The organism is Microcystis sp. M179S2 (genome assembly GCF_020245805.1).
GTDB classification, from domain to species: domain Bacteria; phylum Cyanobacteriota; class Cyanobacteriia; order Cyanobacteriales; family Microcystaceae; genus Microcystis; species Microcystis aeruginosa.
In genome coordinates, this window is sequence record NZ_JADBUE010000390.1 from 14427 (window position 1) to 31594 (window position 17168).

General features: G+C 42.1%; 20 protein-coding genes. 4 read left to right on the forward strand and 16 right to left on the reverse strand.

Features of this window, described 5'->3' with window-relative positions:
• Positions 1-66 precede the first annotated feature (66 nt).
• Complete coding sequence (locus IM500_RS24225; protein ID WP_287739679.1) at positions 67-726, reverse strand: SDR family oxidoreductase; 660 nt, start codon at positions 724-726, stop codon at positions 67-69.
• Positions 727-849: 123 nt separating this feature from the next.
• Here IM500_RS24225 and IM500_RS24230 point away from each other — a divergent pair, with 123 nt between their 5' ends.
• The 3 genes from IM500_RS24230 (at position 850) to IM500_RS24240 (ending at position 4676) form a co-directional block, all read left to right on the forward strand.
• Positions 850-1554 (forward strand): DUF1997 domain-containing protein, encoded by a 705-nt coding sequence (locus IM500_RS24230; protein WP_190722991.1) that lies wholly within the window; start codon positions 850-852, stop codon positions 1552-1554.
• 152 nt (positions 1555-1706) lie between these two features.
• On the forward strand, positions 1707-3500 hold the full coding sequence (gene typA, locus IM500_RS24235; protein ID WP_002796752.1) for a translational GTPase TypA: 1794 nt from the start codon (positions 1707-1709) through the stop codon (positions 3498-3500).
• 204 nt (positions 3501-3704) lie between these two features.
• Positions 3705-4676 (forward strand): ribose-phosphate pyrophosphokinase, encoded by a 972-nt coding sequence (locus tag IM500_RS24240; RefSeq protein WP_190359357.1) that lies wholly within the window; start codon positions 3705-3707, stop codon positions 4674-4676.
• A gap of 272 nt (positions 4677-4948) precedes the next feature.
• Here IM500_RS24240 and lepB read toward each other — a convergent pair whose 3' ends face one another.
• Positions 4949-5551 (reverse strand): signal peptidase I, encoded by a 603-nt coding sequence (gene lepB, locus IM500_RS24245; protein ID WP_287739680.1) that lies wholly within the window; start codon positions 5549-5551, stop codon positions 4949-4951.
• 294 nt (positions 5552-5845) lie between these two features.
• Between lepB and IM500_RS24250 the strand changes: the two genes are divergently transcribed.
• Positions 5846-8017, forward strand: a complete 2172-nt coding sequence (locus tag IM500_RS24250) for an EF-hand domain-containing protein (RefSeq protein WP_287739681.1) — start codon at positions 5846-5848, stop codon at positions 8015-8017.
• Between the two features lie 188 nt (positions 8018-8205).
• Here IM500_RS24250 and IM500_RS24255 read toward each other — a convergent pair whose 3' ends face one another.
• From IM500_RS24255 to IM500_RS24320, 14 genes are all read right to left on the reverse strand, one after another.
• A complete protein-coding gene (locus IM500_RS24255; protein WP_287739682.1) occupies positions 8206-8877 on the reverse strand; it encodes a DUF2290 domain-containing protein in 672 nt (223 codons plus the stop codon).
• Positions 8878-8884: 7 nt separating this feature from the next.
• Complete coding sequence (locus IM500_RS24260) at positions 8885-10984, reverse strand: DEAD/DEAH box helicase (RefSeq protein ID WP_287739683.1); 2100 nt, start codon at positions 10982-10984, stop codon at positions 8885-8887.
• Between the two features lie 163 nt (positions 10985-11147).
• Entirely contained in the window at positions 11148-11810 is a 663-nt protein-coding gene (locus tag IM500_RS24265) for a Na(+)/H(+) antiporter subunit B (RefSeq protein ID WP_287739684.1), read from the reverse strand.
• Complete coding sequence (locus IM500_RS24270) at positions 11810-12352, reverse strand: DUF4040 domain-containing protein (RefSeq protein ID WP_046662752.1); 543 nt, start codon at positions 12350-12352, stop codon at positions 11810-11812. Before IM500_RS24270 ends, IM500_RS24265 begins: the two co-directional genes overlap by 1 nt.
• Before the next feature lie 8 nt (positions 12353-12360).
• On the reverse strand, positions 12361-12630 hold the full coding sequence (locus tag IM500_RS24275) for a monovalent cation/H(+) antiporter subunit G (protein ID WP_045358951.1): 270 nt from the start codon (positions 12628-12630) through the stop codon (positions 12361-12363).
• On the reverse strand, positions 12627-12878 hold the full coding sequence (locus tag IM500_RS24280) for a hypothetical protein (protein WP_002739224.1): 252 nt from the start codon (positions 12876-12878) through the stop codon (positions 12627-12629). The genes IM500_RS24275 and IM500_RS24280 overlap by 4 nt, the downstream gene beginning before the upstream one ends.
• The gene (locus tag IM500_RS24285; RefSeq protein WP_287739685.1) at positions 12875-13258 is read right to left on the reverse strand and encodes a Na+/H+ antiporter subunit E; all 384 of its coding nucleotides are present in this window, start codon (positions 13256-13258) and stop codon (positions 12875-12877) included. Before IM500_RS24285 ends, IM500_RS24280 begins: the two co-directional genes overlap by 4 nt.
• Positions 13255-14691 (reverse strand): cation:proton antiporter, encoded by a 1437-nt coding sequence (locus IM500_RS24290; RefSeq protein WP_287739686.1) that lies wholly within the window; start codon positions 14689-14691, stop codon positions 13255-13257. Before IM500_RS24290 ends, IM500_RS24285 begins: the two co-directional genes overlap by 4 nt.
• The gene (locus IM500_RS24295) at positions 14688-15035 is read right to left on the reverse strand and encodes an NADH-quinone oxidoreductase subunit K (protein ID WP_002796737.1); all 348 of its coding nucleotides are present in this window, start codon (positions 15033-15035) and stop codon (positions 14688-14690) included. The genes IM500_RS24290 and IM500_RS24295 overlap by 4 nt, the downstream gene beginning before the upstream one ends.
• Before the next feature lie 173 nt (positions 15036-15208).
• Positions 15209-15481 (reverse strand): hypothetical protein, encoded by a 273-nt coding sequence (locus IM500_RS24300; protein WP_242034708.1) that lies wholly within the window; start codon positions 15479-15481, stop codon positions 15209-15211.
• Positions 15469-15669 carry a hypothetical protein gene (locus IM500_RS24305; RefSeq protein WP_242034709.1) on the reverse strand — a complete coding sequence of 67 codons (201 nt, stop codon included), beginning with the start codon at positions 15667-15669 and terminating at the stop codon, positions 15469-15471. Before IM500_RS24305 ends, IM500_RS24300 begins: the two co-directional genes overlap by 13 nt.
• Positions 15670-15676: 7 nt before the next feature.
• Positions 15677-16159, reverse strand: coding sequence for a hypothetical protein (locus tag IM500_RS24310; protein ID WP_287739687.1), 483 nt, complete (start codon positions 16157-16159; stop codon positions 15677-15679).
• Positions 16160-16228: 69 nt separating this feature from the next.
• Positions 16229-16462 (reverse strand): hypothetical protein, encoded by a 234-nt coding sequence (locus tag IM500_RS24315; RefSeq protein ID WP_002796733.1) that lies wholly within the window; start codon positions 16460-16462, stop codon positions 16229-16231.
• 51 nt (positions 16463-16513) lie between these two features.
• Positions 16514-16843, reverse strand: coding sequence for a hypothetical protein (locus IM500_RS24320; protein WP_287739688.1), 330 nt, complete (start codon positions 16841-16843; stop codon positions 16514-16516).
• Positions 16844-17168 lie beyond the last annotated feature (325 nt).

The following is a 17168-nucleotide window of genomic DNA, read 5'->3' on the forward strand; positions in this document are numbered from 1 at the left end:
GGTTATCATTTCACTGATTACTGTTTGCTGATTACTGATTACTGATCACTGATTACTGATTACTGTTTAGGTGACACTTTGAAACAATTGAGGCCAATCGAGATTGGGTGCGTCTGAGGGGGCAACAATTTCGATAATTTTATTGTTAGCGGCGGGATAAAATAGGGATTCTACGCAAACGGAAGCCACTTTTGTGCGGGGAATATTGCCCTCAGAAAGGGTATCGGCGGATGACATTTTAATGGCATTAAGATTATCATCGTTTTTGAGGCCTCCGGGGCGCACGATCGTGTAGGTTAGTCCACTATTGATTAAATAGGCTTCCGCTTGTTTTTTCCAGAATAAAATTAACCAAAAGAGATTGAGGGGGTGGAAAAAGTTGGATACACAGAGGGAAGTAACGAGAACAAAATGTTCGATTCCTTTCTTTTTTGCGGCATCGATGAGATTTTTAGTTCCCAAGTAGTCCACTAACAAAGGTTCCGTGGGATTAAAACTCGGTCTGGCTCCCGTGGCGCATAGCAAAACGCTACAATCAGCGATTAGTGCCTCTAACTTATCGGCCTGTTGGACATCTCCGACGACGATTTCCACCCCTGCTGGCAAAATTTCCGCCGCTTTCTCGCGGTTTCTCACCAAAGCGCGTACGGGAATCTGACGCTCGACTAATTGGGCAACGATTCGCCGTCCCGTTTCCCCCGTGGCTCCTGCTACAAATGCTTTCATCGCTTCTTGACCTAATAGTTTTTAACAATACGTTACACTAATCTCAATTCTACAAATTTCCCCGATCCTTTGGCAGTTAATCCCCAACTGTTTCTAGCACTATCATTTTCCAGGTTTTAAGTCATGCAGCGTCCCCCCATTAACTCCCTAGCTCGCGAATCTGTAGAAGTCAAAGAAGACAATCAATTTCTCGGTTTTCAAACCCATTTTGCCGGATGTATGGATATGTATAGCAATCAGGACAAGGTTGCCGATTATCTGGGCGCTCACGAAGGTTGGTTTTGTCGTTGTGCCGAACCGATGAAAACTCTGCCCTTCGGTGACAATGGTTATATTATCACCATCGGTAAATATGGAGCTTTTGGCTATGAACTGGAGCCGAAAATCGCTGTGGTTCTCGATCTGCCGGTCAATGGAGTCTATCATACTCGCAGTGTTCCCATTCCCGATCAACCGTTTTTAGGCTATCTAGTGGATTATCAGGCAATTATGAAACTAGAGGAAATGCCGCTATCTTCTCCTAGTCAGGAAATTGAGGCAATTTTTCGGCAACAGGGACGGGATATTCCGGCGGTTATCACCCAAGTCACCTGGGAACTGCGTATGGATGTTATGGTTAAGTTTCCCAAGTTTATTTATAAGATTCCCCGTCCCATTCTCCAAAAAACCGGTGATAAACTGTTGACGCAAATTGTTCGCCAAGTTTCCCCCCGCTTAACCTACAAAGTTCAAGAGGATTTTCACTCTAGCTTCAATTTACCCCTACCCCCTGCCTCCAGTCGTCTTTTCTATCGTCTCGACTCCTGTGAGGGTGGGTTACTTGCCTAGGGTTTGGGGGGTCTGTCAACAGTAAGCAGTAGAGCTTGCTGATGGGAAAGCAAGGAAAAATAAAGATTTGCTAACGGTGCTGGTCAGTCTAAGCTAGAATTATTAAGAAATGTTTACTTGTAAAAATAAACCTAAGACTACTTCAATATTTTATGTCTCTGCCTATCCGTAACGTTGCTATCATTGCTCACGTTGACCACGGGAAAACCACCCTCGTCGATGCACTCCTCAAACAGTCGGGAATCTTTCGAGAAGGGGAAGATGTACCCACCTGCGTCATGGATTCCAATGACCTCGAAAGAGAACGCGGTATCACCATTCTGGCCAAAAACACCGCCGTTCGTTACCAAGACACCCTGATTAACATCGTCGATACTCCCGGTCACGCCGACTTTGGTGGCGAAGTGGAACGGGTTTTAGGTATGGTGGACGGTTGTATCCTGATTGTCGATGCTAACGAGGGGCCGATGCCCCAAACCCGTTTTGTGCTGAAAAAAGCCCTAGAAAAGGGATTAAGACCGATTGTCGTGGTCAATAAAATCGATCGCCCTAACGTCGATCCTAACCTAGCCGTGGACAAAGTTTTCGATCTGTTTGTGGAACTGGGTGCCGATGACGACCAATGTGATTTTACTACTCTGTTCGCTTCCGGGATGCAAGGATTCGCCAAAGAAAGCCTCGAAGACGAAGACAAAGATATGCAGCCCCTCTTTGAAGCGATTTTACACCACGTTCCACCACCGGCCGGGGACGTTAACAAACCCCTACAGCTGCAAGTAACCACCCTCGATTACTCGGAATACTTAGGACGCATCGTTATCGGCCGCATCCATAACGGCGTAATTAAAGCTGGTCAACAGGCAGCTTTAGTAAAGGATACGGGCGCGGTTGTCAAGGGTAAAATAACAAAACTTCTTGGTTTTGAGGGCCTCAAACGGGTGGAACTAAACGAGGCCAGCGCCGGTAATATCGTTGCTGTGGCTGGTTTTGCCGACGCTAACATCGGGGAAACCGTAACTTTAGCCGATGACCCGCAAGCTTTACCCCTAATTAAAGTCGATGAACCGACCCTACAAATGACCTTCTCGGTGAACGATTCTCCCTTTGCCGGTCAGGAAGGCACTTTTGTCACCTCGCGGCAAATTCGCGATCGTCTGATGCGAGAATTAGAAACTAACGTCGCCCTACGGGTGGAAGAAAGTGATTCTGCCGAGAAATTCCTAGTTTCGGGACGGGGAGAACTGCATTTAGGTATTCTCATCGAAACCATGCGTCGGGAAGGCTACGAATTCCAAGTATCGCAGCCGCAGGTTATCTATCGCGAAATTAACGGTCAACCCTGCGAACCCTACGAATACCTCGTTTTAGATGTACCCGAAGAAGCGGTGGGTTCCAGTATCGAACGTCTCGGCCAACGGAAAGGGGAAATGCAGGATATGCAGACGGGCAGCAATGGCCGTACTCAATTGGAATTCGTGATTCCGGCCCGAGGTTTAATCGGTTTCCGGGGCGAATTTATCCGTCTGAGTCGCGGTGAGGGGATTATGAACCATAGTTTTCTCGAATATCGTCCTTTCTCTGGGGAATTGGCCACCCGTTACAATGGCGTGATTACTGCCTTTGAGGAAGGAGTCGCCACTTTCTACGCCCTCAAAAACGCCGAGGACCGGGGAGTATTTTTTATTACTCCGGGGACAAAAGTGTATAAAAACATGATTATCGGCGAAAGCAACCGGCCCCAGGACGTGGAGATCAATATCTGCAAAACTAAACAGTTAACTAACCATCGTTCCGCCACCGGGGATGAATTGGTTCAGTTACAATCCCCCGTGGATATGAGTCTCGAACGCGCCCTCGAATACATTGGACCAGATGAGTTGGTGGAAATTACCCCGAAATCGATCCGTCTGCGTAAATTACCGGTGAAAAAGTTAGCCAAACGTTAATCGGTTTTGACAAAATCCGGCGGCAATTTTGCCATGGCCGTTGCTGCTAAAAGGGGCAGCAATGGCTCGAAGATGATCGGTAATTGGTTAAGATTGAGATCTAACAAAGAAATCCACTCAGATTTTCAACAAAACTGAGATGATAGAAAAAAGTGCCTTGAGTTTGAGGGTAAAGAATCTGCTGTGAGCTATTCTGCTACTTTGATGCGACATCCGATGTTTCCCGCCGCGTCGGACAGCAATCGTCTGCGTCTCTTTTCGGGATCCGCTAATGTATCTCTCGCCCAAGAGGTGGCCCGTTATCTGGGTATGGATGTGGGGCCGATGATTCGTAAACGTTTCGCCGATGGTGAATTGTACATCCAGATTCAGGAATCGATCCGGGGCTGTGATGTCTATTTAATTCAACCCTGTTGCAATCCCGTCAACGATCATTTGATGGAATTGTTGATCATGATTGATGCCTGTCGTCGTGCTTCTGCCCGACAAATTACCGCCGTAATTCCCTATTATGGTTATGCTCGCGCCGATCGCAAAACCGCCGGCCGGGAATCGATCGCCGCTAAACTGGTGGCTAATCTGATCACGGAAGCGGGGGCAAGTCGCGTGTTGGCCATGGATTTGCATTCGTCCCAAATTCAAGGTTATTTCGATATTCCCTTCGATCACGTTTACGGTTCCCCAGTGGTGGTGGACTATCTTCTCAGTAAAAAATTACCCGATATCGTCGTGGTTTCTCCCGATGTGGGTGGGGTGGCTAGGGCGCGGGCTTTTGCCAAAAAACTCAGTGATGCTCCCCTAGCAATTATTGATAAACGCCGGCAAACCCATAATGTGGCGGAAGTGATGAACTTGATCGGTGATGTTAAGGATAAAACGGCGGTTTTAGTCGATGATATGATCGATACGGCTGGTACGATCGCTCAAGGGGCGCAGTTACTGAAAGCCAAGGGGGCGCGACAGGTTTATGCTTGTGCCACCCATCCGGTTTTTTCTGGTCCGGCGATCGAGCGTTTATCCAGTGGTATAGTCGAGGAAGTGATCGTTACTAACACGATTCCCGTCCCCCAAGAACATTTTTTCCCGCAACTGAAAGTCTTGCCGGTTGCCCCGATTCTGGGGGAGGCCATATGGCGCATCCATGAGGACAATTCCGTGAGTAATATGTTCAAATAGACGGACGAATCCCCCTAAAACTAGGGGGAATTTTTATATTTAGGGCTTGCTGAATAAATGTGAAATGTAGGCAAGGTAAGGGTTTTGTGGCTTTTCTCGTGAAACAGGTGCAAGATTTTGAGAGAATCGTGCTTCAAAACCTTGCGTCTTCATCAGCCCGCGTCCTGTAGGGGCGAAGCATTCGGGCAATAACCTATCGGTGAAACCGTAGATTTTCTATCCGAATGCTTCGCCCGTACTTTTTGCCGCAAACCCTATTTATTTTGTTGACATTAATTCTGATTTGTGGCAGCGTCGGGGTTGTCAAGTCCTCCCAGACGATTGAAGGGCCAAAAACGCACCACGGCGCGACCGATTAAGTTGTCCCGGGGAACGAAGCCCCAAGCGTGGGAATCATAACTATTATTGCGATTATCGCCCAAAACCAAATATTGATCGGGGGGAACTGTCACCGGTCCGAAAGTATAATTAGGTTCTTCGGCGATATACTTTTCCGCTAAAACTTTACCGTTGACGTGAACTAGACCGTTTTTGACTTCCACCTTATCCCCCGGCAGTCCAATCACCCGTTTAATAAAAGCATCATGAAAATTTTGAGCTTTCAGAGCGGCTGTCGGACTAAAAACCACTATATCACCCCGTTCTGGCTTCTGAAAATGATAGCTAACTTTCTCGATAATTAGGCGATCGTTAATCTGGAGAGTGGGTTCCATGGAAGAAGAGGGAATATAACGGGCCTCGGCCACAAAAGTGCGGATGCCAAAAGCCAAAATTCCAGCCGTGACAATGGTTTTAACTGCTTCTAGCCAAGGGTTTTCTTGGGGGACGGGAGGAGGAGAGGGTTTTTCGGATTTATGGTTCAAGCTTTCAGCCATAGAATTTAAACTTTTGAGAAGGATTAAGCCAATACGCTCTTTAATGTTCTAGTCTAGTGATAGTAGCAGCGTAGATAATATTTTAAGACAATTTTCCCACATATACTGGATCACTGTTAATTTGTCAACGCCGCATCCTGCTGCCTGAAGGGGAATTTCCTCAGGGGTAGAAAAAGGTGATGTAGTCTATCAAAAAGTAGAGTTTTTCGCTGCTATTAAAGTAAAAGCTTGATAATTCGAGAATTGAAGCCCTAATCTCCCTTAAAAGTCTCTTCTCCGTCACTACTTGGACCTATGTTTGCACAAATTCCCGAACGATCAATGCACTATCTGCGATGGGTTGTTACCATCGCTTGGTTAATTCTGATATTTTCTCTGTTTTTTGACCCGATTTCGGCACAATTAACCGATACTAATAATCTCTCTAGTCCCCTGAGAGTTGATCCCGATGTCTGCATTAAAGTCCAGGGGGTTTGCCTCCCCCAATCCTCCTATCAGTTAGGTGCGCCGATTTTTTGGGGAATAGTGGTTCCTAGTAGCATTTTTATCTTATTAGTATTCGGTCACGAACTCTGGCGGCGTATCTGTCCTTTATCCTTTCTTTCTCAAATACCGCGCGCCTTGGGTAAACAGCGTCAGAAAAAACACACCGATAAATCGGGGAAAGTCCGCTATGAAATCTATAAAGTGCCGAAAAACTCTTTTTTAGCCCGGAATTATCTCTATCTACAATTAAGTCTGTTATTTTTGGGTTTATGCGGACGGATTCTCTTTGATAATTCCGATCGCTTAGTCTTGGGTAGCTTTTTAATCTTTACTATTCTAGGGGCGATCTTTGTGGGTTATTGGTATGGGGGCAAATCTTGGTGTAACTATTTCTGTCCCATGAGTCCAGTGGAAAGGATTTACAGTGAACCGAGGGGTTTACTGAATAGTACCGCTCACGAAGACAGTCGCGGTGGGATTACTCAATCCATGTGTCGTATTGTCCGTGAAGATGGTAGCGAACAAAGTGCCTGTGTTGCCTGTCAGAGTCCCTGTATCGATATCGATGCGGAAAGATCCTATTGGGATGGGATAACTAACAGAGATCGCCAATGGCTTTATTACGGTTATTTTGGCTTAGTTGTTGGCTATTCTATCTATTATTATCTCTATGCTGGCAATTGGGACTATTATTTCTCTGGAGCTTGGGCGCACGAAGAAACTCAACTAGAATCCCTCTTTCAACCGGGTTTTTATCTTGCAGGTCAGACAATTGCGATTCCGAAGCTGGTAGCTGTTCCCTTAACTTTGGGAATCTGCACTTTTTTGGGTTACTTTCTCGGTAAAAAAGTTGAAAATGCCTACAAAGTCGATAGAATTCGCAAAAAGTCGCCTTTAACTACAGAAATTATCCGTCACCGCGTCTTTACTGTCGGAACTTTTCTGATTTTCAATTTCTTCTTTATTTTCGGTGGTCGTTCTTTTATTAATCTTTTGCCAAAATTTTGGCATTATTTCGCTGATATTTTACCGGCTGTTTTGAGTAGTTTATGGTTATATCGCACCTGGACAAGGGAGCCGGGCCGTTACCAACGAGAAGGACTAGCGGGAAGATTGCGTAAACAGTTGGGTAAACTGGGTCTCGATACGGCTAAATATCTCGATGGGCGATCGCTGGAAGCTTTGGACGCGGATGAGGTGTATGTGTTAGCCAAGATACTGCCGGATTTCACCCACCAGAAGTGTTTAAAAGCCTATAAAGCCGTGTTAAAAGAGGTTTTGGAGGAGGGATATACTGACTTCGGCCACAGCCTCGAAATCCTAGAACAAATGCGCTTAGAGTTGACGATTACCGAGGCCGAACATCAGGCAATTTTAACAGAGTTGGGTGTGGAATCGGCCGAACTTCTCGATCCGGACAAGCAGTATAGTCGCGAGGATTGGTTGCGTTTGCAGAGTTACCGCGATGCTTTGTTAGAAAGTTTGTTGGTGACTTGGAAAAAAGACCCCGATCGCCGGGTGGGGTCAGAATTGCTGGAAGTGTTAACCGGTAAGAGTTCCAGGGAGGCGATCAAGCATTTATTGACGGAATTGCCGGCTGCGGAAACGGAAACTGTCGAGTCTTTGCGTCGCCAGTACAGAGTTACCGGTCAGGAGGAGGAAACGATTCTCCATCGTCCTCTGTCCCGTCAATTATGGCAAAATATCGCCCGTGCTTTTCAGGTCTTCGATCATCTATCTTTTAGTAGTGACAGCGATCGTGATCAACAGGAAAGAATTTTATTGGAAAGATTCCAGCTATTCGATAGTGATGGCTCCGGACAAATTAGCCTTGAGGAGTTAAAAGCTTGTATTCAGGCGATCAAACCGGGGGTGACAGACAAGGAAATCGAAGCTATGTTACACCATGCCGATGCCGGTCGCGATCATCAGATTAGTTTTCCGGAGTTTCGCAACCTACTGCACCAATTCCACCAATAAACTGTCTTAGATAAGGAGTCTTTATTTTCCCTGACTCCTTTTTTTCTTTAAAAAAATAGCTGTTCGCAGGCAGGCACGGATTCCCATTATACTAGAAAGTATAAGGCAAGTTGAGGGCTTTTGTCAAGCTTTTTTAAGAAAAAATTTCGAGGTTTTGCTGAACTGTATGAGGGTAAATCCGATAGGGACTATAGAGAGGGAGATTTAATGGCAAAATGTAGTATATTTGTTTCTATTTCAGTTATGGTTTCTGGAAATCGCTGATTGTTAAAATTGATCTGCTCGGAATATAGATGATAGGCTGTATTGTAAAAGTTACGAAGGATAAAAGCAATAAATATGCTGGGTGTTAAAGGGGAGGACACTGGAATTCGGCAGTTTTTGAATTGTCCTAGGGTGAGATGACATCTGGGGTGATGAATCTCTTGAAAATTATCAGGATCGTAATCAAATCTAATCGGTACAGCTACAATATTTTTGGCGATAATATCGGCAAATATCTCGTCTTCTTCATATAGTTCTGGCTCATTTTGAAAAGATTCTAAATAAGGGGATGAGAAGAAAGCTAGTCTATGGGATAATAACTGCGATCCTTGGAAGCGATAAAGTAATTGAATCAAGGCTCCATCAATCATTTTAATATTATAATTCTTCCCGCGATCAAGCTCATCATAAATATCTTGATAGGCAACATTTTTTAGGGCAATGGATAAGTCGGAACTATTGGCATAGCTAATCTCAGAAATATTTTGACTCAATTTATTCAAAGTCGGAAAGTTCTGCTGACTTGATAATCCTACTTCTATCAATTTAGCCGTTAAATTTTTAACATCTTTAAAGATATTCTGAACATTAAGCATTTCTTAACTATTCTTGGAATATTTTGATAATTTCGTTTTTTTCATCTGATGAAAATTCTATACTTTTTAACTTGGCAATTAATTCTTGCTTTTCCCTGTCATTTTTATATCTCTTGGTATTAAGAGTATCTCGATAAACCTTCTTCATTTGTTGAAGTTCTTCGGGGGTTGGATAGGTAAACTCAAGAGCAAAATTTCTCGATTTAATTTCCTGAAATTCCCTCTCTAAAGCTGGCATATTTGCTCCATAACCAATAACTCTTAACCAAGCTTTACTTCTAGTCATCGCTGTAAATAAAATATTGCGGTTACTAGCAATTTGTGAACCAGATAAACATTCTTGAGCGTTAATGAAATAAACCATTGCCGCTTCATTGCCTTTTGCACGATAAATCTGTGTAAAAGCAATCGAGTTTTCTTGAAAAAACTCATCGGGAGAAGATGTGCTACCTGCTAAATGAGAATTAATATTTTTTGTAAATAACATTTGTCTAGCTTTTCCAAAAACGTTGCGAGCATTTTTAGGTATTGGATGGATAACCATAATATCTTGGCATCTTAATTCATCTTCCTTGAGATTCTTGGCAATTTGTTCCACTAGCCATTCAAATTGCTCCTGGTTGTTATCGAAAGATTTAAAGTTGATAATATCATCGATAGAAGAATGTTCTTCAAGGAATTTAGGACTGGTTTTGGGGGTTCTAATCAGTTTAACAAATTCTCCTGATTTTAATTCTCCTTCTTCAACCTCATAACCAATATCTTGCCATAATTGAGGATTATCAAACATTTGAATTAGTCCCTGTGGATAATAAACTCCAAAACCTAGAGCATGAGCAGAGGACAGAATAGGACGAGAATTTCTGTAACAAGTATTTAAAACCACATCTTGTTGGGGTTCGCTGGGTAAATTCTCCAATTTAACTCTAGGATTACCATGATTATCATTTCCAAAAATAACTTCGGGAGAATGCATGACTTTACTATTTAAGCTTTGCAACTCATCATAGGCATAAACTAAACGTTTATCATCTTTCAAGATTTCATAGCAGAGTCTTAAGAAGTCTTGAGGAAAATCTTGAGCTTCATCAATTAAAATAAGATCATAATATTGATGAAATTTTTTAATCTCTCGGAAGGCTTTTTGACAGACAAACTCAAAAGGGTCTTCATTCAACAAATATGTTAGGTTGTTTGCTTGACTAAAATCTAAATATTCAATATTATGTCGTTTACATAGCTCATAATAAATTCCTTCTATCTCAGGACTTCCCCAAGCGTGAATAATTTTTACTTTTTCCCAGTCTGGTTCGGAATTTTTATGCTCATAACTAAACCGAGTAATTAAATCTTTGTATTGATCCTTTAACGAGCGTGTATAGAAGGTAACAGCAATATTCCAATCGGGATGAGTTGCATGAAGATAAGCTACTTTCAGCGCTAAGACAATTGTTTTTCCCGAACCTGCTAAACCTCTAATTCTTTGTACACCTTTAGTGGTTTCTAAAACAGCCTTATTTTGAGTTTCATCAAGATTAGCGATAGAATCTTCTAATTTTTTTAACTTTGCTCCCCTAGAATCTCGTTTAACAACATAACTGCGAGCGTCTTTTTTTCTAATGGTTGTAACAGCTTGTATAACTGAGTTGACTTTCTCGAAATATTCAGAATCATTGCCTTGACATTTCTTGATAAAATCATCAAGATCTTTATCTTTAATAAGAACAGGATATTCCTCTGGGTTAATTCCTTCTGGATAATTATTCCAAATCGGTGCATAGGTGGCTACAGAAATGTTAACTATTAGCTTTCTTTTTTGAACAAGCTCTTTATAAGACAGCAGTTTTGCTTCTAACTTGGTTATGCTCTCGTCTTGAGTGCCTTCAATATCCAAATCATAATTTTTTCCCTCATCAATATTAAAAATAATAACCCCTTGCTGACGAGAGACTAATAGAGCATCAATTTGATATCCTCCTTGGGGAGTTCCAATAATAGGATAGCCGATATACAATGTTCCCTCTATATCTGTTCTTTCCTCAAAATATTTAGCTAATCTTTGAGAAGATACAGGTTTAGCTGAAGAACCGCGAATAACGTTAACCATAATTTTTACCTCGGGAGTTCTTTTAGCAGAATCATTAGATGCCTATTGATTCTTGAGGAGGGCAACAAAATTACTATAGCATTTTTTCAACCATCAAGTCATGTTATGATTATCGGTTAATCCCCAGTTTTGACCTAAAGCTATAGATATAGATATTAACCTCTCACAATAAACCGCGATAGCGGATAAAAACGAGGATTACTGCCCAGGAACCTAAAGCTACTTTAACGGCGACTAAAATATTTAGTATCGGTAAAATGCCGCCACTAAATAGCGCTCCTAATTCCCCGTGGGGTAACTCAAATCCTGAGAGAGTAATGACGGCTAAAACAATAAAAACTAAGACGGAAATTTTCTCCCATGTTGCCGCTTGCCAACGGCGATAAATTGCTTGCATCCATTCGGGAGACGAGGTAATTGCTATTAAACCAATTGCCGTACCTCCGGCGACTCCGGCGGCAAAACCTCCCCCCGGACTTAAATGTCCGCGGATAGCTAATTCAATGCCCACTAAAGCGGTAATTGTTGCCCCTAAACGGGCTAAAATAATTGAAGGTTGGTCGGTAAATTGATGGATTTTACTGGCGGGTTTTTCGGTGGCTAAAAGAAAATTTGCCCCCATAATGGCAATGGTAAAAACCACCACTTCATAGATGGTATCGTAGAGACGATTACGAAAAATAACCACCGAAACCGCATTAGGAACACCACCGTCGTGCACCAGGGATTCAACAATTTCTAAGGATGATACAGAGGAAGCAGTATTGGGAATAATTACCATTTTGACAGCGAAGGCAATGGCGGCTAGAGTATAAATCCATTTCATTAGTGTTTCTCCTCTAATTTGGGGGTTTCAATACAGGTTAAAATCGTGTTGGCTGCCGTTAATTCATTTTTAAAAATATCGTAGAGATAGGGTAATCTAATTGTGGTTTCGTAGGGGATAGTTTCTGGATTGTCTTGACGGATACAGACGGCATGAATATCTTTATCCATAAGTGCCTGTTGCAAAGCTTGTTTATCACTGTAGGCAACTAATTCTAAACGCATAAAACGTTTACTTAAAACCGTTTGTAGTTGAGTTTTTAACTGTTCTAAAACTGTATCGGTTTCCTCGGCAATTACTCCTAAACGCATCACTAAAGAGGAACGAATCGCCACCGCGTAGAGAGTTACGGCTAACATGGTTCCCATCAAAGCTTCGGTTAAAGACACATCTGCTGCCCCTAATAAAGCATAGACTAAGGCTGCTATTGCCCCTAAAACCCCGCGAATTACTAGAGCTTGGTAGGGATTAGATTGTAACATCACCATCGCCGCAGTTAAAGGCAAGAGGGCAACAATAACATAGAGATAACTTTCATTCATCTTTAATTTTACTCTCGATCGCTAGAAGTATAAGCTAAAACGTAGCCTAACATGGTGTTCCAAATTGCTAGGGAAATTATTGCCAATAATAATAAAGGCCAATTTTGGGGAACTTTCAAAAGTAGCCCGAAAATAATCGCCATGGAACCCAAAGTATCAGCGACAGATAGACCATGTAATTTATATAATACCGAGCGCTTGTCTAAAAGATGCGCCGTTCCCCAAAACCAGAAAAAAACTCCGATAGCGATGCAGATATAACTCAAAATGTCAATCATGATTCGTTCAATCGTTTAAGAATTTGTGCTAATAACATAAAACCAGCATTACCGACACTGAGAATAATCACTGCTACCACTCCAATCATCCAATCATCCCGCAGAACTGACACCACTAGAATAATAATCGATGATTTACTGGAAGCACTGGCAAAGGCGGCCATTTTTTGCCAGATGTCATCATTTTTTGCCACTTCATAAAGGGGAATTAATAGGGCGACAATCATGGCAATGAGAACAATATTCATTCCTGGGAACTCCGTTTAATTAGATGAACTTCATAACCCTCATTTTCCTTGTATTCGGTGACGATAGTTTTCGGGGTAAAGGTAATGAGAAATATATCCCAAAAAGCTAATCTGGGTGAACGTTTACCCGAAATTCTCTCGAAAATAATTTCTTCTTCCTTGTGGGGATGAAAGATAATTTCAAACGCTTCCTTATAAGCTTGGGGAATAGCCAGCAAAACTTTAATTATTACCTTTAACCAATCGCCTAAAGTTTCGCTAGAGGCGAAATTACGGGGCAAAAGAAAAGCAATAGCCACCCCGATCATAATATTAGCGGGGGTAAAATTAGCGGTGAGCAAAAACCACATAGTTAAACGCAGAATTATATGTCCGATCATGCTAAGACCATCCAAAATAATAAAACTAACATTATACTCATCATACCGATGAGATTATCAAATTGTTCCCAAGCTCGCGATAATTTTAGGGATAACTTTTTGAAAACTGCCAGATATAACCACCACCCGGCACCGATGACGGCTAAAGCTTTGATAATATTGGGGAGATTATAAGCTTCAACATAGACGGCATTGGATAAAAATAGGGCGGCAAGCAGCAGAATGATTGCTGTCCAGAAACCGATAGTTAGCTTCTGTTTACTTTCGCCCCCTGCATGGGGTAAAAAGATAAATTTAGCAAAGGAAATCGCTGTCCCCACCGCCACAAGATTGATCATAATCTCTTGCCAGGGTACTAAATTTTTCATCGTTAACGCTTTCGCCCCAAAACCGGATAATAGGGGGAATCCAGAGATAGAAAAACTAGCAACCACTAGGGCAATCCAGAGAGAATTAGGGAGCGATTGTTGCTGTAATTCTTTAAAATTGCGACTGGGTAAAACTCCCGCTAACAGAAATAGGCAAGATTTAACTAAACCGTGGGTAAGGGTATAAAAACCACTGACTACCGGGGCGGCTAAAATAAAACCTAACTGGGAAATAGTATGGAAGGCTAACATCCGCTTGCTATCCTTTTCAAACACTGCGTATGACACGCCAAAAATCGCCGTTAGCACCCCGAAAAGCCGAATTAGGACATCTAAATCCCCTAGGATTAAAGCACAGCGCAGGAGGGGAAAAATGCCAGCTTTTACCACCACCCCCGACATCAGCGCCGAGACGGAGGTTTCCGATTCCGAGTGTGTCATCGGTAGCCATAACCCCGAGACAAAGATTCCCCCTTTGACTAATAATCCCATGAAGATTAAAGCCAAGGCTTCGGGAGGTGCGTCCTTTAAACCAGCAAAAGCAAAGGAATTATTGGCTTTATAGACTAAAACTGCGCCAATAAGGTAAAATAACATCGCCACATTGCTGATAAACAGATAACGCAGGGCAACCCAGAGAGAGCGATCGCTGCGAGGATAGGCAATCATCAGAAAAGCGGCAATACTAATTACCTCTAGGGCAACGTAAACGCTAATAAAATCCTCACAGACGAAGACAGAATTAATGCTGCCGTGGAGAATGATAGCTTGGGCGTAAAAAAAGGCGGTTTTGCTACTTTCCCAGTTATAAAAAATAACTGCCATCGTCACCAGGGCATTAGTGAGGATAAAATAGGCACTTAACTGATCAGCTACCAGTTTCACGCCATAATTATCCAGCAGGTTGAGGGTTATGGGGGAGGATTGGCTAAATAGAAGGAGAGAATAGGCGAGAGAGATAATAGTGGTGGCGAGAGCCAGATATTTGTCTAATCGCGGCAATAAATAGATGATAAAGCCGATCAAAAAGGGTAAACTTATCCAAGCGATCGTTAAAGTATTCATGGTGTGTTATTTTTTTCTATCTCACTGCTGTCGAGGGTGGGGTTATCTTTGGCTAATTTCATCACTCCCACCAGCATTAACGCCTGAATGGAAAAACCGATGACGATCGCTGTTAAAATCACTGCTTGGGGTACAGGATCGGCGTAATTTTGCTGTTTAACTGTACCGAGGATGGGAGTAAATAAACCGTCACGGGAAGAAATCACCACATAGTAGGCGATAACGCCCGTACTCATGACATCCATGGCGATAATCTTCATGATTAAGTTTTTTTTCAGGAATGTTCCTAAAAATCCGCACAAAACGGTGGCGAATACAAACAACTCTAGCAGGGGAATCGTCACTGGGCTTCTTGATTAGATTTGGTTATGAGTCAAAATACTTTTTCTAATTATCCTCGATCGAGTCCCAATTGATCAAAAAATTCTCAAGATTATTGGCGAATTTTCGGGCGGCAAATAGATTGCCTTGGATCTATAAGTATGATTGAAAAAAAACAAAAGCAAGCGGTTTCGCTTTAATAGTGTATATCTTGCCAGAGGGGGCAATCAGTAATGTTTTGGAAATCTTTGATATTTTTGCTGGCAATAATAACCCGACGACTGGGATATTTTTCTTTGAGTAGAGACCATTGAGCCGATAGGATACAATCTATATCAATATTTTCTTTAACTTTGTTTGGTTGACCTGTTGCTCTCAACTCAGCCCAAAGATCAGCGGCTTTTTGTAGTAAAATAAAACTGACTTTCTGAAACTCAATTACATTCCTTAACTTATCTAATTCTTGCACGCTTTTACTTCTCGTCTAACCTCATAATCACATAGATCAGATGAAGTCAGACAAGCTCCTCTTGCCAGCAGACGATAAAACCATTCGGTACATTGATAAACTTCTGTACATAACTTTTGATCTTCTGGCCAGTCTTCACCGATCGGGGTTACTAATAAGCTTAAAATGTTAGAGTCCAGAATTACCATCACTCTTTTAATCCCATCCCTTAACTTTTCTCAGATTTTCTAACTGTTCTAAGCGAGATTTTGCCCATGCGATCGCTGGCTGATTTTTTTGTTTCTGCACTTGATCAGTATCGGATTTATTCGACGTATAAAAGTCTGTCCAATTGAGAGGTTTAGTTTCTTGATTTTCGTATTCTTGTATTTGCCAGAGGATAGCCATAGCCCTATGCTTTAAAGAGATTAAAACTTGGTTAAACTGAATTTTTTTCTCTGGTTGCAAGCTAGGATCATTTAAAAAAGCCTTGGCGATCATCTTAAAAGATTCTAGGGATTTGTGGGGAAAATAGCCAATATATTTTTCTATTATTATCTCTGAGAGTATGGTAATACCGAAGCAAATACGATTATATTGAGCGGATTTATCTGTTGATTTTAACAAAGCATCTAACAGTATTTTCTTCACTCGAATTAACTCGATAAAACCCTGTAAATAATTATCATAATAGGCCATTTTTTTAAGCTATCAGCAGACAAAAATTCACAATACTTAGCTTGAAGTTCTCTTGTTATTGGTTGATATTCAAGAGAATAAATATTCTCCGCTTGAGGTGGAGTTTGAGCTGCTCTGATTTTTTCTATAACTATCGTCTAATTCTAGAAAAATTCCCTCGGCATTGAGGACTAGATCTTCATCAGATAAGGGCGGAAAATCCAGGTGAATTGTCCGCTTCAGAATCTCTAATAGCAAATCTAACCGCTCTGAGTCTGTCAAGCGGTCAAAGGTATCTAAAAGTTCCTGAACTATAGCAGTCATAGCAGTTACCCTATATCTGCTCAATACTATAACACAAGCTTAACAAGGCTCTTAGTTATTGCTTGACAGCCCCAATAAATTCTGAATGTAAGTTTGGAATCCCCCCAAACCGCCATCGTCATCCCAACGCTGTCTGAAAGTTGGTAACTTCTCCAATTCCATCACCTTCCCACCCTGATACCTGACTCGATAATCAAACATCGCATCTGCTTTTGCTGATACAGGTGGATTATCAAAATCAATAGCCCAAAGCACCTCAACAATCCGATAGATGTCGTAATTAGGGTTTGCGGCAAAAAGTTTTTCGTGGGGGCAGGAGTCGGTCGTCAGTAGCCGGTCGTCGGTCGTTTCAGGCTTTGTTGCCCTCTCTTTTTGTACCAATTTTGTACTATGAAAAGGATAATGCAAGGTTTTTGAGAGTCCCAATCCGATTTTCGCAGCATGAACAGCGGATTTTAACAGGTCAAAAGCCTTATTTTAAAAGGGTTTTACCATTATTCAGCCAACCATATATAAACGACCAAAACCGCCAAACCAATAGCTATACTGTCACCGAAAAATTGGGTTGAAAGCCTCGCCCTTTTAGGGCGACTTGATCTGATGTATGATATTAAGAATAGGGGGCCGGTAAGCAACCGCTTAAAAAACCCAGTCATCAACCGATGAACGCACCTTGAAAACTAGAGTTATGGGGTTCTATAGGGGA